General features: G+C 49.4%; 13 protein-coding genes. 4 read left to right on the forward strand and 9 right to left on the reverse strand.

From position 1 onward, the window contains the following. From AC6R1O_RS01365 to ectA, 4 genes are all read right to left on the reverse strand, one after another. The gene (locus AC6R1O_RS01365) at positions 1-1,437 is read right to left on the reverse strand and encodes an aspartate kinase (protein WP_334553273.1); all 1,437 of its coding nucleotides are present in this window, start codon (positions 1,435-1,437) and stop codon (positions 1-3) included. Positions 1,438-1,498: 61 nt separating this feature from the next. Continuing rightward, the gene (locus tag AC6R1O_RS01370) at positions 1,499-1,885 is read right to left on the reverse strand and encodes an ectoine synthase (RefSeq protein WP_334553271.1); all 387 of its coding nucleotides are present in this window, start codon (positions 1,883-1,885) and stop codon (positions 1,499-1,501) included. A gap of 65 nt (positions 1,886-1,950) precedes the next feature. Then, a complete protein-coding gene (gene ectB, locus AC6R1O_RS01375) occupies positions 1,951-3,216 on the reverse strand; it encodes a diaminobutyrate--2-oxoglutarate transaminase (RefSeq protein ID WP_487902757.1) in 1,266 nt (421 codons plus the stop codon). 28 nt (positions 3,217-3,244) lie between these two features. After that, positions 3,245-3,802, reverse strand: a complete 558-nt coding sequence (gene ectA / locus AC6R1O_RS01380; protein ID WP_487902758.1) for a diaminobutyrate acetyltransferase — start codon at positions 3,800-3,802, stop codon at positions 3,245-3,247. Positions 3,803-4,074: 272 nt separating this feature from the next. Here ectA and AC6R1O_RS01385 point away from each other — a divergent pair, with 272 nt between their 5' ends. Next, positions 4,075-4,896, forward strand: coding sequence for a tetratricopeptide repeat protein (locus AC6R1O_RS01385; RefSeq protein ID WP_420378219.1), 822 nt, complete (start codon positions 4,075-4,077; stop codon positions 4,894-4,896). Here AC6R1O_RS01385 and gloA2 read toward each other — a convergent pair. Further along, complete coding sequence (gene gloA2, locus AC6R1O_RS01390) at positions 4,893-5,279, reverse strand: SMU1112c/YaeR family gloxylase I-like metalloprotein (RefSeq protein WP_487902759.1); 387 nt, start codon at positions 5,277-5,279, stop codon at positions 4,893-4,895. The genes AC6R1O_RS01385 and gloA2 overlap by 4 nt on opposite strands. A gap of 233 nt (positions 5,280-5,512) precedes the next feature. Between gloA2 and AC6R1O_RS01395 the strand changes: the two genes are divergently transcribed. Then, positions 5,513-6,169: a nitroreductase family protein gene (locus tag AC6R1O_RS01395; protein WP_500628203.1), complete on the forward strand. Its 657-nt coding sequence runs from the start codon at positions 5,513-5,515 to the stop codon at positions 6,167-6,169. 9 nt (positions 6,170-6,178) lie between these two features. Beyond that, complete coding sequence (locus tag AC6R1O_RS01400; RefSeq protein ID WP_500656374.1) at positions 6,179-6,475, forward strand: putative quinol monooxygenase; 297 nt, start codon at positions 6,179-6,181, stop codon at positions 6,473-6,475. 98 nt (positions 6,476-6,573) lie between these two features. Here AC6R1O_RS01400 and AC6R1O_RS01405 read toward each other — a convergent pair whose 3' ends face one another. Beyond that, positions 6,574-8,280 carry a solute:sodium symporter family transporter gene (locus AC6R1O_RS01405; RefSeq protein ID WP_500656375.1) on the reverse strand — a complete coding sequence of 569 codons (1,707 nt, stop codon included), beginning with the start codon at positions 8,278-8,280 and terminating at the stop codon, positions 6,574-6,576. Positions 8,281-8,421: 141 nt separating this feature from the next. Next, on the reverse strand, positions 8,422-10,527 hold the full coding sequence (locus AC6R1O_RS01410) for an alpha-galactosidase (protein WP_500656376.1): 2,106 nt from the start codon (positions 10,525-10,527) through the stop codon (positions 8,422-8,424). Between the two features lie 200 nt (positions 10,528-10,727). Between AC6R1O_RS01410 and AC6R1O_RS01415 the strand changes: the two genes are divergently transcribed. Beyond that, positions 10,728-11,789, forward strand: coding sequence for a LacI family DNA-binding transcriptional regulator (locus AC6R1O_RS01415; RefSeq protein ID WP_500633414.1), 1,062 nt, complete (start codon positions 10,728-10,730; stop codon positions 11,787-11,789). Between the two features lie 167 nt (positions 11,790-11,956). Here AC6R1O_RS01415 and manA read toward each other — a convergent pair whose 3' ends face one another. Both manA and mngB read right to left on the reverse strand, forming a co-directional pair. Next, positions 11,957-13,144, reverse strand: coding sequence for a mannose-6-phosphate isomerase, class I (gene manA, locus AC6R1O_RS01420; protein WP_500656377.1), 1,188 nt, complete (start codon positions 13,142-13,144; stop codon positions 11,957-11,959). A gap of 65 nt (positions 13,145-13,209) precedes the next feature. Then, complete coding sequence (gene mngB, locus AC6R1O_RS01425) at positions 13,210-15,855, reverse strand: mannosylglycerate hydrolase (RefSeq protein WP_500656378.1); 2,646 nt, start codon at positions 15,853-15,855, stop codon at positions 13,210-13,212. Positions 15,856-15,973 lie beyond the last annotated feature (118 nt).

Below are 15,973 nucleotides of genomic sequence, written 5' to 3' on the forward strand. Positions count from 1 at the left end.
TTACGCCACTTTCGTGTCGCGGGGAGCCATACCTTGTAGCTGGTTGTCGAAAAACTCTTCGTGCAAGGCACAAATCGCCGCTTTGTACTCCTTATCACTGACGACAAACTGCACGTTGACGTTACGCATCGACGAGTGCAAAGCGTAAGGCGTAATGTCAGCGTTCATGAGGGCGCTCACTCCTTTCGCTAACGCTTTGTTGGTATCGATTTGCGAACCAATCACCGAAATCAGCGCCACCATTCGGCCTTTGATTTCTGAATTCGGATAGCGTTTTTCCGCTTTGTACAACACCTTGTTCAGGCTATCGCTGTTACCGCCCAAATAATAGGTAATAGAGTTGGCGTTCATCTCTTTACCAATCAAGCTGACATGGGCATCCGAGATGATCTCCATCAGCTCGTAGCTGAAGTTGTCCGCTTCGCCGACCATGGATTGGTCAAAGAGATGCAGCGCAAAGACCTTCTGCTTACCGGCGATAATTTCCACTTTGTCCGCCGTCGGCTGGAACTGGTTGGAAATCAGAGTACCACGATGCTCAGGCTCAAACGTGTTCTTGATTTGCAGCTCAATGCCGCTTTCACGCAGCCCTGCCGCAGCATTCGGGTGAATGGCTTCCATCCCGAGACTTGCCAACTGATCCGCCACGTCATAGTTAGTGTGGCCAATTGGCAATACTTTCTCAGGGCCAACGACGCGAGGGTCCGCCGAGCTAAGGTGATACTCTTTGTGGATAATGGCGAGATCCGCATTGGTCAGTGTGGCGATGCGGCTAAACGTCATCTCGCTGTAGCCACGATCAAAAGTCGACATCAGGCCGTCTTTACATGACGCATAACCCGTGACGATGGGGAGCTCTTGGCTGACATCAATCTCTTTAAAGGCGTTGAGGATATTCTCATCTAAGCTCTCGACTTTGTCAGAGCTCCAGCCTGAGAGGTCAACAAAACGCGCTTCAATGCCCATATTTTTCAGTTTTAACGCCGTGTTAAATGCACTGTGCGCTTCACCTATTGACGCCAAAAATTCACGTACTTGAGGCAAGTAGTGGCGCAAAGTGAACTGGCCGTATTGGCACGTTTCCAGAATATTTGAGATGCAGTTGCGCGCCTCAGAAATACGCGAGCGAATGAACTTGTCCGCGCGCATCCGGTTCATGGGGTCGGCAAACATGTGCTCGTTGGTCAGCAGCATGCGCTGCTCAACCTCTGCCAATGCATCGCTCCAGCTGTCATCGCGTTTCGCGATCAGCTGATACACCCCAGGTTTGCTGGTCTTTTTACACTCCAGCAGCGCATCCGTGATGCCGCCATACGCGGACACCACAAACACTCGATTATAGAGGTTGTCCCGGTTGGGACGCAGGATTATGTTTTCTAGCACGGCATCAAATGCCGTCATTGAGGTACCGCCGATTTTCTCTACGGTATAAGTCATAATATCGCCTTTCGTTCGATTTAATGGTTAGGATTAGGTGCGTTGTTCCTGCTCATTGCCCCTAATCTGCGATGGGATAGACCCCTTTTTCATCATGCACTTCTGCGCCTGTCAGTGGCGGGTTGAAGACACAGGCCATCACCATGTCGGCCCCTTTGTAGGCGCGCAGATAATGCTCATCGTGCTTATCGAGGATGTACAATGTGCCCGGCTCAATGTGGTATGTCTTACCACCGACGACTTCAATTTCACCTTTACCGCTCATGCAGTAGACAGACTCCAAGTGGTTTTTGTAGTGAATGTGCGTTTCGCTGTCTTCGTAAATCGTCGTGATGTGGAAAGAAAAACCCATGTTGTCGTCTTTGAGCAACATACGCACGCTTTCCCAATTATCCGTCGCGATACGACGTTCACTATCACGACATTCATCTAAGGTTCTGACTATCATTCTCTGTTCCTTTTCATTTTCTTTTTCTGCCAACCGAATGGGGTCGGTACGACGTTGTTTTGAGCTTAAGACGCTTGCTTAAACTGCTTAACCGCGACCCGTTGAACCGCCTCTTCAAAGATGCGCAGACCTTGTTCTAATTCTTCTTCTGTGATGGTCAGTGGGCAGAAAAACTTCACCACTTCATCGTCAGGTCCTGCTGTCTCGATCACCATGCCGAGCTCAAAACAGTGCTTAGCAATCTCGCTGGCAATGTCGCCGTTGACACACTCAATACCCTGCATCATGCCGCGACCTTTCACTTGCTCAAACAAGTTAGGGTGACGCTTCAAGCTGCGAGTAGTCACTTGCGTCACTTTGTCGGCGCAGTTTTTCACGTGGGCTTCAAACTGTGGATCGGCCCAGTAGGTCTCAAGCGCTTTCGCTGCGGTGACGAAGGCATGGTTGTTACCTCTAAACGTACCGTTGTGCTCACCAGGCTTCCAAATATCCAGTTCCGGACGCAGCAACACGACGGCCATCGGTAAGCCGTAACCACCAATCGACTTCGAGAGCGTCACGATATCTGGGGTGATCCCTGCAGGTTCGAAACTAAAGAAGGTGCCCGTGCGGCCACAGCCCGCTTGAATATCATCAACAATCAAGAGAATGCCGTTGGCTTTACACAGTGCGTCGAGCTTTTGCAGCCAAGCGTTAGAGGCCACATTCAACCCCCCTTCACCCTGTACGGTTTCAAGCAGTACAGCAGCAGGTTTGTCCATACCGCTTGAGTTATCTTGCAGCATGGTTTCAAACAGTTTTAAGCCATCAATATCGGCATAACCATCAAACGGAATACGCGTCACTTGGCTCTGCATTTGGCCCATTTCTTGGCGATGATGCTGGTTACCCGTTGCAGCCAGTGCGCCAGCAGTACAGCCGTGGAAACCGTTGGTAAAGGCGACAATCGAGCTACGTCCTGTCACTTTACGCGCCAATTTGAGCGCGGCTTCTACCGCGTTTGTGCCCGTTGGGCCAGTAAACTGCAGTTTGTAGTTGAGTTCACGCGGCGCAAGGATGATGCGATTAAACGCGTCAAGAAACGCCGCTTTGGCGGTGGAGTGCATGTCTAAACCATGCGTGATGCCATCAGATTCGATGTACTCCAACAAGGCCATTTTTAGTACCGGGTTGTTGTGGCCATAGTTCAATGAGCCCGCACCGGCTAAGAAATCGAGATAGCGCTCGCCCCCTTCAGTTTCTAGCCAGCAACCTTTGGCTTTGGTGAATACCACCGGAAAGTTGTTTGAATATGAACGTACTTTTGATTCTTGCTTATTAAAAATATCCATAATAAGACCGTTTGGGTTCCTCAATTATTTATTGGGACGAGTGTGCGTGAGCACGAGAAAGTGGGATGCGATACAAATACTCAGTATCGTGCTCCCCTTTAAAATGGGTGTTTTGGTCCAAGAAAACCGAAATCTCACCGCGCTTGCCATGACGTTTGTCCAGCTTTTCGAACAACATCCACGACGCCGTATTGTTCTTTGTTATCGTCGTTTCTATCGCGTTGATGTCGGACAAGGTGTCGCGAGCGAGCAGGCGGTCTAACATTTTCGAAGCGATGCCTTTACCTCGGTGATCGCTCGATACCGCCACTTGCCAAACAAACAGCACATCTGGCTGTTGTGGCTTGCGGTAGGCAGAGATAAATCCAGCCACCTCATCATCAATCTCAACCAAAATGCAGGTGTCCGCAAAGTGGGTAGACTGAAGAAAGTTACAGTACGAAGAGTTAACATCCAGTGGCGGACAATCTTTGATGAGTTGGAAAATCTGGTCGCCATCGGTATCACTCGGCTCTCTAAACCGCCACGTTGGGCGTTGGGGTTGTGTAATTTCCGGATACATAACCCAGGGCGCTGACGTAATCATGTGCAGATACATTTCCTTTGAACTCTAATTAAATTCGCCATTATTATGAGCAAAATCGGGCACCAAAAATCAAATCTGGCGCCGAATCAACCGCATTTTTGTGATTAAAATCACATAAATCCAAATTGCACATAAAGTTTAACAATGGTTAGTGCACTAAATTATTTCATTCGGAGTATCATGTCGCGCGCGTCTATGATTAACTAAGCTTATATTTATCTTAAGTGACTCGATTGGAACCCCCGATGATTCGAACCCTAATTAGTTTTCTCATGCTCCTCTCACTGAGTTTCCCTACCCTCGCGGAGCAAGAAAAATACTCCGACTCCGAGATGCTCGATCGCCCGCTAATGGAGCGCTATATCCTCGATGAGCTCAAAGCTCTGCGCCAAGACCAACAAGATTTAGAGCGCCGCTTGGTGGTTCAAATTACCGACCGAGAGCTCGAAGTGGCCGACAAATCCCTCAACTACGCCAACGTCACCGTGACCTACTTTTTCTACATCATCGCCGGTGTCGCGTCGTTGATTGCCTTTGTTGGTTGGCAATCTCTGCGAGAGTTCAAGCACAACACCAAAGACATGGCCGACAAGCGACTCGATGCGATTGCCAAAGAGTACGAGAAGAAATTCAGTGCACTGGAACGCGATCTAAAACGTAAGACGCGCGTGATCAGTGAAAACAACAAAGAGATTGAGAAGATCAATGAAATCCACAACTTATGGCTAAGAGCGCAAAGTATGCCGACCGCCGAGCAGCGAATTGATGTGTATGATGAGATCTTGACCATGCGACCGGGCGATCTTGAAGCGCTGACCTACAAGGCGGATGCAGCGATGGAAATTCGCGAGTACCACTGGGCGTTGAGTCTGTGTAATCGTGTCCTTAACCTCGACAACAATAATGGCCCTGCACTCTATCAGCGTGCTTGTGCCTACTCTCGTTTGGGGATTGAAGAGCAGGCAATTCTGGATTTGGAATTAGCGATTGAATCAAGTCCTTCGATTCGAGAATTGATCAATACGGAGCCGGATTTGGAGGGGCTACATGGCAACCCACGCTTTGATGCCCTGCTCCTCGATGAGCACCACTAAGCTTGATAGATTTCCAGCGGTAAACCATCGGGATCTTGAAAGAATGTGAAGGCTCTACCTGTGAACTCATCCACTCGGATGGGTTCCACCTCTACCCCTTGCTCTGTTAAATATTGCCCGTACGCCTCAACGTCATCCACCACAAAGGCTAAATGACGCAATCCTCGCGCTTCAGGTCGGGTTGGTCTTTCAGGCGGTGATGGAAAGGAAAAGAGCTCAATTTGACCACCACCAGGCAAAGCCAAATCCAGTTTGTAGGAGGCTCTTTCCGCTCGATAGTTTTCCGCGATCACTTCAAATCCTAACACCTGAGTGTAGAACGCTTTCGACGTCGAATAGTCAGAGCAGATAATGGCGACATGGTGGAACCCTTTGATAGACATCAGTCATTTTTCCTTATTTTTTCAGTGTCCTAGAAAGATTATGGACGATTGCGTCCAAAGTGATTGGACAGGATGACACTTTTTCCATTCATAGACCGCGCTTATAGTAACGCCATCGCTTCGCTGCCTCAACGCAGCGCAGAAAACCTTTTGATAAGCGGGCCAAGTGGTGGTTGACCATTGTGAACATCAGCCCTAGTCATCAGTACAACATAGACAATTTAGGAGCCAACATGACTCACCCAATCATTCAAGATTTGAACTCTCGTTACACCGCGAAAAAATACGACCCGAGCAAACGTATCTCGGCAGAAGATATGGCGGTGATCAAAGAAGCATTGCGTTTATCGGCCTCGTCAATCAACTCTCAACCTTGGAAGTTCATCATTGTTGAGTCTGACGAAGCGAAGCAGCGTTTTCATAATACGTTCGCGAACATGCACCAATTCAACCAACCGCATGCGACCGCGGCCTCACACACCATCTTGTTTGCTTACGATCCTAAGTTCACCAAGGAGAAGTTCGCCAAACGTGTTGACGCTGAAGTTACCTCGGGCCACCTACCTGCTGACATGTACGATGCGTTTATGGGTGCCTATGCGTTTGCTGACATGAACACCGATGAGACCGGCTTCAATGGTCACTGGACCAAAGCCCAAGTCTACCTAGCCCTGGGCAATATTCTTCACACCTTAGCTCGCCTTGGCATTGATTCTACGCCAATGGAAGGAGTGGACCCGGCATTGATTGGTGAAGAGTTTAAACAAGAGCTCGACGGTCACGTGGTAGAAGTCGCACTTGCGATGGGTTACCACCTAGACGGTGAAGACTATAACCACGGCTTGCCTAAAGCGCGCTTGGCGCTAGACGATGTAATCACCACGTTGTAAGGCATCAAAATGACTGAACAACCCGTTACTCTCGTCGCCAATGTGATCGCCAAAACGAACGATATTGAACAGGTAGAAGGCGCTCTGACCAAGTTAGTGACGCAAACTCGCAAAGAAGTAGGGTGTATTTGCTACGATTTGCACAAAAACAACGACAATCCTGCCCATTTCGTTGTGTATGAAATCTGGCAATCCGAGCAAGCACTGCAAGCGCACGCCGCCAGCGCGCACTTTCAAGCCTACGGCGCCGAAGTTGAGGGCATGGTGGAGCGTTTCTCCGTCGATAAGATGACGAAAATCGCTTAAGTCTCGCCCAACAAGCAGGCAAATTCAGATGATAAACATCCCCCGCCTATCCATTGATAAGCGGGGGATTTTATTATTTGTTAACAGTCACGAGGCGGTTACTCTGTTTGAGTGGTTAGCAACGTCGATTTACGGCGCTTGGCGACTCTCAAAGCGATACCGACCAACATCACCAAACCACAGACACCGTACACCTGCATTACCGTCGGGTCATTGGAGACAAAACCTACATTCGAGAACATCACATACGCACCCAACACCATGTATAAGATGATCGCTGACGCTTCAAAGCGAAATGCCCACGGTGTCACGTCCATTGACTCGTTGATAGGCATCTCGTACTCGGTGTCACGAGGAGCAATACGGCCAATGATGAACATCAACGCCGTACAAACAACAAATAGAATGGCCAGTTGGTGCAGGAAGTGAATCGGCGTATCGAACACCAACTGCATGGCCGCGTAGGATGACACAAACACCACCAATGCCACTTTCGCCGCCAGTGCAGGCACACGTTTAGAGATGTAACCGACAAATACGATAGTAAAGATCGGCACACTAAAGAAGCCCGCAACCATCTGCAAGTATTGGAACAAACCTTCCGGTGCGTACATGATAAATGGCGCGATGCAAACCGAGACGATAGCAATCAACACACCAAACACACGTCCTTTGCCCACCAGCTCCTCGTCGCTTTTATCTCTGCCAAACAAAGGTTTATAAACGTTAAGTGCAAAAAGCGTGGTTGAGCTGTTGAGTACCCCGTTGAAGGTACTCAATATCGCACCAAACATGACCGCAACAAAGAACCCCACCAATGGCTTAGGCAACACTTCATTGACAAGGCGCGTGTACATTGAGTCTGGATTGCCTGCATCGGCGCCAAACATGTGAAACGCAATGATACCGGGAATGATCAAAAACAGCGGCGAAATGACCTTAATCGCACCGGCCAAAATCACACCTTTTTGACCTTCTTTGAGGTTTTTTGCGCCCAATGCACGTTGAATGATCGATTGATCCGTTCCCCAGTAGTAAAGGTTCACCAGCAACAAACCCGTAAATAGGGTTGAGAACGGCAGTGGATCGCTTTCGGTACCGACCGATTGCAGCTTCTCTGGCGCCGCCGTTAGTAGAATATCCAACCCTTCGGCAAAGCTGCCACCACCAAGCACCATTAAGCCAAACACTGGGATCATCAATCCCCCAATAATCAGCCCAACACCATTGATAGTATCAGCGATCACCACCGCTTTCAGGCCACCATAAATAGCATAGAAAAATCCGAGTACACCTATGGTCGCGGAGATCAACGCAATCGAGCCAAACTCAGAAATACCAAGCAAACCTTGCACATCAAAGATCTCACCCAATACCACTGCGCCAGCGTACAAGGTGGTCGGGAGAATGTTAATCACATATTGGCAGAGGAAGAGTAAGGTAACGAACTTTTTCACCGACATGTCATAGCGGCTTTCGAGAAAGTCCGGAATGGTGGTAATACCTTGTTTAAGGTATCGCGGGACCAGCAGTAGCGCGATGATCACCAAGGTGACACCGGACGCGACTTCCCACCCCATCACACTCATATTGTGGGTATAGGATTGGGCACTCATGCCGACAAAACTGGTGGCGCTGAGGTTAGTCAAAATCAGTGAGCTAGCAATCAACCCACCGGTCAGGCTTCGTCCACCGAGGAAGAAACCTTCTTCAGAATTGTTCTTATCGTTACGCACTTTGTTGTAGGTAAATACCACCACAAAGCCCGTAAACAGCAAAAACGACAGCAGTACGGTTATAGACATCTTGTTTCCTTCATTATTGAAATATTCTAATTAGCGCTTGGGGATCGCTTTTTCGTTATGTAGGGGATCACGCTAAACCGTGCCGGGGGTCTGCTTAGAAGCTCAGCAGGCAAAGCCTAGCGTGATGGTAAACTTGTGACGTTAATGGGTCTTTTTCAGATGGACAATCAACGCCGATTCCGGGTCTAAAATGGGTAAAGTCACACCAATTTCTTTGAGGTTGTCGCCGCTTAATTTCAGCGTCTTATCCAACCATTTCGGTCTTTGTTTCATCAGTTGGAAGCTGGTTTGCGGCATTTCGACGATCGTCACTTCATAACGCGCGTGTTCATCCACACAGCTGACACGCAGCGGCGAAGGTAGCGCGTGATTCGGCATCGCCAATTGACACACCGTCAGCAGCATTTCTTCGCCGTTTTCCACGCCATAGATGTGCTGGCGATCATCAGCAGGGTCGATGCGAAATGAGCGGCCGTGATGCAACAAATGGCGATAGCGTTTATGCAAGGCGATATAGTGCGCAAAGGCGGCTTTTTCTTCTTTGCTGACCGACACGGGATCAAGTTCAACCCCCATATGTCCACCCAAAGCAGTCACACCACGCATGTTGATGCTGTGACGACGGTTGGTTGAGTGACACTCAGCGGGGCCAATGTGCGCCCCCATCACCTCCGGTGGGAAAAAGTAGCTCATGCCACGCTGAATGGTTTGACGCTCCAACGCATCGTTGCAGTCTGACGCCCAGAAACGATGGGTTCGTTTTAAGACCTCAAAATCAATACGTCCACCGCCCGATGAACAAGACTCAATCTCCACTGTTGGATGTGACTCAAGTAACTTATACACCAAGCGATAAAGCGCCTTGGTTTGACCATGCACCGCCGGTTTGCCTTGATGGCCAGGTTGAACCAATTCACGGTTCATATCCCACTTAAGATAGGTGATGTTGTAGCGGCTTAACAGATCGTTAAGCCTGTCATAGAGGTACTCAAAGCAGAGCGGATTTTGCAGATCTAGCACATACTGCCAGCGACCTGACGGCTGATGATAGCCTTGTAAGCCCAGCACCCAATCAGGGTGTGCGCGGTAGAGATTGGAATCTTGGCTCACCATTTCAGGCTCCACCCACAAACCAAACTCCATGCCCTTATCATTAACGTGTGCAATCACTGGCTCGAGCCCATCGGGGTATTTGTTTTCATCCAGATACCAGTCTCCGAGGGCGCTTCGCTCACCGTCGCGGCCCACAAACCAACCATCATCAATAATGAATCGCTCCACGCCCATTTCTGCCGCTTCGCTGGCCATCTGCATGATGTACTCCGGCTTGTGGTCAAAATAGATGCCCTCCCACGTATTCAGATGCACTGGACGAGGCTTGGTTTGAGGGAAACGCACAATATGAGAGCGCACGAACTGATGGAAGCGCTCAGAAATACCGTTGAGACCGGTTTGGCTGTACACGCCATAGAGCCAAGGTGATTGGTAAACGTCGCCGGGCGATAAGCGCATTTCACCAGAGAGCAGCAACTCACCCGCTTGAACAAAACGGCGTCCGTCACTTCGCACATCAGCGCGCATTTGATGGTTGCCACTCCAACCAAGGTGAACACCCCACACCTGACCTTGCTGCTCACTAAAGCCATTGGTTCCGACAAACAAGCCTGGGAAATTCTCGTGAGAGGTACGTCCACGGCGATTCTCTTGCATAAAGCCACCATGTTCAAAGCGCTGACGCTGAGTTTGGAACTCATGACACCAACGGCCGTGGAAGGTCATCAGTTCATTCGCGTGATTCGGCAAGGGTAGGGTCGACGAGAGCTTGCCAAGGTAATAGGTTGATGCACCCACATTTTTCACCGCAACACGTTTTTGCAGCACATCGCTGACAGGATCTAGTCGTAACTCAATCGTGAGCGCGAGCCCTGCGACATCATCACTGAGCTCAAATGTTGCGCTGTGATCGTTGTGAGAGACTCCCGTCACCTGGAAAACCGGTGCCCAGTCTTCTCCATCACGATGCCCTTCTATACCCGGTGCATTAAAATGCCCACTACCGAGTTCAGGACACAAGGACAAAGGCACATCGACATCCAGTCGAGCTTGAGATATTGGTCGCTCGGTAGAGAGCAGTAAATCCTCATCGATTTGAGCAATCTTCGCTCCCCAATGAAGAATCTCAGGAACGCGATCCACTTTAATGATCACACTGTGTTGTTGACTTGATAAATGAATAAATTGGCTCATACACCCTCTTGATGTTTTCGCAAACATAATGAATAGGTTCATTGTGCTAACTTTCACTCGCGACACGACAAAACCAGCCTGTAAATGTGATCAATATTAACATCATACTGACAAGACTGTGCACCACTTCAATTTGTTTCCGAAAACAAAAGTGTCGTGTTATGATCACATTAAGTTCGTGATATTGGAGTGGTGTTTTTATGTCCGTCACCTTTAAAGATGTCGCAAAATTGGCCGGTGTATCAACGCAGACTGTCTCACGTGTCACCAATGGTGCTGACAGTGTCTCCCCTGCCACACGCGATAAAGTCAACGCAGCGATCAAGGCGTTGGGCTACGTGCCCAACAAGGGCGCTCAAATGCTCAGCCGAGCGAAAAGTCATATGGTGGGCGTGGTGTCATTGGATCTCTCGTTGCATGGCGTGGCGCTGATTGACAGTGGCATTCGCCAACAAGCGCAACAGTTGGGTTATGGCACCGCACTCTCTGTGGTCAGCCAGACAGACATGGACGCGATGAAAAGCGCCATTCGTGAGCTGATGGCGCAGCAAGTGGACGCCATCATTATCAATGCCCCATTAGATAGTGGCCAAGCGGTGCACTTGGTCGAGAAGTTCTCGCAGCTTCGCTTAGTCTTTATCGACGTTCCGCCCGATACGCCAGCCCACTCGGTGTGCGCCGCTCACTATGAGGGTGCAAGTCTTGCGGCCCAGCATTTGATTCACTGTGGTCGCGAGCGTTTTGTGCTGATCTCAGGTCCACAAGAGTCCACGGCGTCATCCCTACGCTTACAAGGCTGGCAAGAGACCCTCTCAAACCATCAAGCGCAAGTAGTGCTGTGTGAAACTGGGAACTGGCAGGCTGAGAGCGGCTATTTGGCCATCAAAACCGCCCTTGCAAGGCGTCTCTCATTCGATGCGGTCTTAGTGGCCAGTGACCAAATGGCGCTGGGCGTTCTCTGCGCCCTCAATGAACATGGTATTCGTGTACCCGATAACGTTTCGGTGGTGGGCTTTGATGGTCAACAGGACAGCGCCTATTTCACCCCTGCCCTCACCACTGTCGAGCAAGACTTTTTCACCATTGGTCAACAAGCGGTCAAGATCGCGATTGAGAGTGACAACAGAGGCCCTCACCAGCGTGCCCAGATCACCGTACCTGTTACCCTCCTCCAACGAGAGAGTAGCGCGATGAAAGTCGCCCAGCCCTTGGACAAGAATGCGATTGTTGCCAAGTTGGAAGAGATAAAAGCGCTGCTTTGAACGCGGAGAATGACCGGAATCCAACACGTAAAAAAACCGCCTTGCGGCGGCATGGTCAAACTGCGTTCGACAGAGTTGTGAGCGACCATCAAACCAATACTGAGCCTAAATAGAACCTACCCGTTTAGGCTCTGGTACCTTTATTACTGACAACCGTCCGGGGGGCACTAGTTGTAAGCACGAGCCAAGATACCGTTCCCTTGATATTGGTAAACGTTAGAATTATGGCTGACAAACACCGACTCTCCTGGACGCAGAGTGACGTGTTCATCATTGGCACTGATGACCGCTTCACCCTCAACGCAAAACAAAATTTCTGCGCTGCGCAGGTAGATGGATTTCACTTCATCCGTCGCAGACAGAACATCAAAACCGAAATCATCGACAGGAATCGGATAACTCAACTTACCCTCTTTAAGCACGGGCTCCAGCTTAATGTGGCGAGGTTCAATAGGCTCAAAACGCGTGTTATCTATCAGCTCTGGAACATCAATGTATTTCGGCGTCAGCCCCGCGCGTAGAACGTTATCAGAGTTTGCCATGATCTCCAGCCCTGTCCCTTGTACATAGGCGTGAGGTGTTTCCGCATGTAAGAACATCGCCTCTCCAGGCGCCAACTCAACCGTGTTCAACAACAAGGGTGAGAACAAGCCAATGTCATCTTTATAGTGTTGTTTAAAATCCGCAACGTACTGAAATGCTTCACGTGACATAGCGGTTTTTGCAGGGCGCTCAATCGCGGCATACAGCTCTTCAAGAGCAAACTGCTTCGCAGCGCCCTCGAGTGACATAATCGCGCTAAAAAAGCACTTGAGCGAATCGCTATTGGGTTGCTGCTTAAGCTGCGCCAATTCTTGGCTTAGTGACGCTATGTTGGCTTCATTAAACAGCGCGATGATCTCTGCGATAGGACGAAAACCATTCATGGCTTTGTAGAAGGTTAACGCATACACCAACTCCGGCTTGTGATTCGGATCTTTGTAGTTACGGTTTGGCGCATCTAGGGCAATACCCAAGGCGTTTTCTCTCTCAAAGCCCTGTTGTGCTCTCTCTTTGCTCGGGTGGACCTGTATCGACAACGGCGTTTCTGCCGCCAGTACCTTAAACAGATAGGGCAACTCACCAAAACGAGCAGCCGTATAATCTCCAAACATGCCTTTGCTGTCTTTCGCGATCACCTCTGACAGCAACTCTCCCGTAGCGGCAATTTTAGAACAGCCATTTGGGTGCGCACCCATCCAAATTTCCGCTTGCGGCTCATCGTTAGGGTTCTGAATACCAAACAACTTGGAGATGGCATGTTTACTTCCCCAAGCGTAGTTTTGAATGACGTTTTCTAGTTTAAAAATCGACATGATGCTTCTCACAACAGCTTAACAAGAGCCTGCGAGAACGCAGGCTCATTGGGTTCACGACGGAGTTAAAATTTCACTTGGAACGATTTGGCTTGGCAGGCTTTAAGCGTTGCGAATGATTGCATTTCGACTTCGCTCTCTTTCACTTGCTCATCCAAGCCTGTTTCACGCCATGAGCGGACTGGACGCGTGAATGACACGCAGTCTTCTATCTCACCGCTCTCTGCTGGGTTATAGACACGCAGAATTAAGGCATCCTCGTCTTCCGCTTTTTTCAACACACTGAGCACCGCACCTTGTTGAGACTTGCTCAGTAGTGAGTAAGTTAACGGCTTGTCTTGCTCACCCACATTCAACTTCATTGCGTTGTAAGGAATCTTGTTGTAGCACTCAATCGGTGTGACGTTATCGCGTGCATGCGCCATGATGTTGGCGTCAATGTGATTGCCCGCAAATCCATACAGCGCGAAATGGCACTCCAACGGTCCACGGGTTTGGGAGTCTGGCGTAGGAATTTTAATGCCTGATGGACGACCAGGACGCAGCAACAGTTCTTCTTTACCCAATACACCCACACCACGAAGCAAGGTGAGCGCGAAAGTGTCACGCTGATCGTCACCTTGGCTTGCGATCACTTCAAACTCGCGCAAACCGTTAGTCATGATGGCCATACCGCCCGCCTGATTTTCCACGGCAGCGAAGTTCATCAATTGATAGACAGGAACAGGCGCTTCCTTCCAACCTTCTTGCTCCCACACCGCCATCGCTGGGTCATTCGTTGGACGAGTAATCAAACCAAACTGGTTGTCAGCCACAACGTGCTCTGAAACAAATGGCGTTGGAATCAACACGCGAACTCGATGGTCGTCGGCTTGATTGTCCACCAGCATGCGCACATCAATACGGCGAGAGCCCTGCGCAAGCACCACTTGGCACTGGACATGCACATAGCCATTTTGACCGCTACGAGCCTCTCGTTCTGTCAAATCTGCGGGTACCTCCATGCGAGTTTCGATGGTTGCAACGGACTGGAATCCTTCATGTTTTACCGACGTGTTGGCATCAAACTCATCAGAATAGAGCAACCACTCTTTGCGCGACGGCGAATAATCGTATTCATCACCATCGTCCGAACCATCTTCAATGCGCAGCACTTGATCAAACGTCATGTGCGTTTCTTTATCAAAAATAGTCAGTGTTCCGTTGGCGTTGACTTGGATGCGGTAAAACTCGTTTTCCATCACCTGCGCCTGATCTGGGGTATCCACACCTTTTTGTGTGCCGGTTTGGTTGGCTTCAATATGCAATGTCGTGTAACCCATTGCAGGAACGGCGTGTTTGATTTGAATGTCATATTCGATGAACGGATCGTAGTTGCCGTAATGAACGATTTGACGGTCAATCTTGCCAGGATCAATCACACGCTGATCTTGGATGTAGTACTCAACCGGTTTGCCTTGGTCATCAAACAAGTTAAACGCATCGGCACGAATCGTAATCGTGGTGTTGATCACTTCATCGCGCTCATAGGGCGACAAGTTGAATAGCGCAAGCTTGTCACACCCTTCGCGCTCAGGCATGTGATCAACGATTTTGCGCTTGTAGAAGTTGATGAGGTTCGACGCCATATCATCCGCGAGAATATAACGGTTGAGGATTTCCGCATGCACCTTGTCAGAACAACAGCAGCCGATCGAGTCGTGTGCATGGTTCTTCATGCTCTCTTTCCACATCTTTTCAATCAGACCGTGGTGATACTCAAAACCGAGTGTCCATGCGATAGAAGCTAAGGGCTCAAGAATGTTCACAATCTTGTTCTCAACCTGAGCGTGGATCAGTTTAATGTCCATACGCGTCGAAGAAATGGTGCGATGAACACGCATGTACTTTCCATCATTAAACTCGCCCTTGACGGTATCTAGGTTGTCGCGTTCCTCACGAATGCGGTCAAACACCTCCTCAAAGCGGCTCATCATAAATTCGCGCTCAGGGTAGATCTCACGCAGCTTGTCCATCACCTCAAAGATGTCTTTTTGGATCGGCATCTGGTCATGGCCATTGGGTAACAAAATATCTTTGGTAACTGATGGCTTTTCCAATACCGGGAAGTATTTATCAAGACGCGCACGCAAACCTGCTTCATCTTGAGGTAAGTATTTACCAATCGCGTAACCTAATGGCAGCACTTGTGCCAGAACTTCAGAACCGTCGTTAGACTGCCATACAAACTCAGTCTTGTTGGTCCCATGACGCTCAGAACAACCACGCCAGAACATGGCGGTGTCAATTCCGAAGCCGTTGTAAATCATAGGCAGTTGTGAGCTCATGGAGAATGAATCGGGCAAGTAGCCAATCTTCATTGGCTCCCCTAACGCCAGACAATCACGCATGCCATACAGCATGTTACGAACGATCGATTCACCCGATACTTGCATCGTGTCGGTTTGCGAATACCAAGGACCAATAATCAGTTTGCCCGCTTCTACAAGAGATTGAACGCGCTGTTTGTTTTCCGGCTTGATCGCGAAGTAGTCTTCCAGTACGGCGGTCTGGCCATCCAGTACGTAATACTTGTACTTGGGATCGCTCTCCAGACGTTGCATGATTTCTTCCATATTGTTGATCAGAAGAATGCGTGACTCTTCGGTGGTGAAATACCACTCGCGATCCCAGTGCATGTGAGGAGTAATATGAACGCGTGATGTAGTCATTTTGTGTACCTTTCGAACTGCATTGCAGTGTTGAATTCGTTGTATACCAAGGGAATAGGTGTGCTAAATGAGGGCACAGTTATCCTGTGCCCTGAGTTATTATTTTTATTTAGAGAGA

The organism is Vibrio sp. R11-SG3-ISO3-SZ (assembly GCF_059834345.1).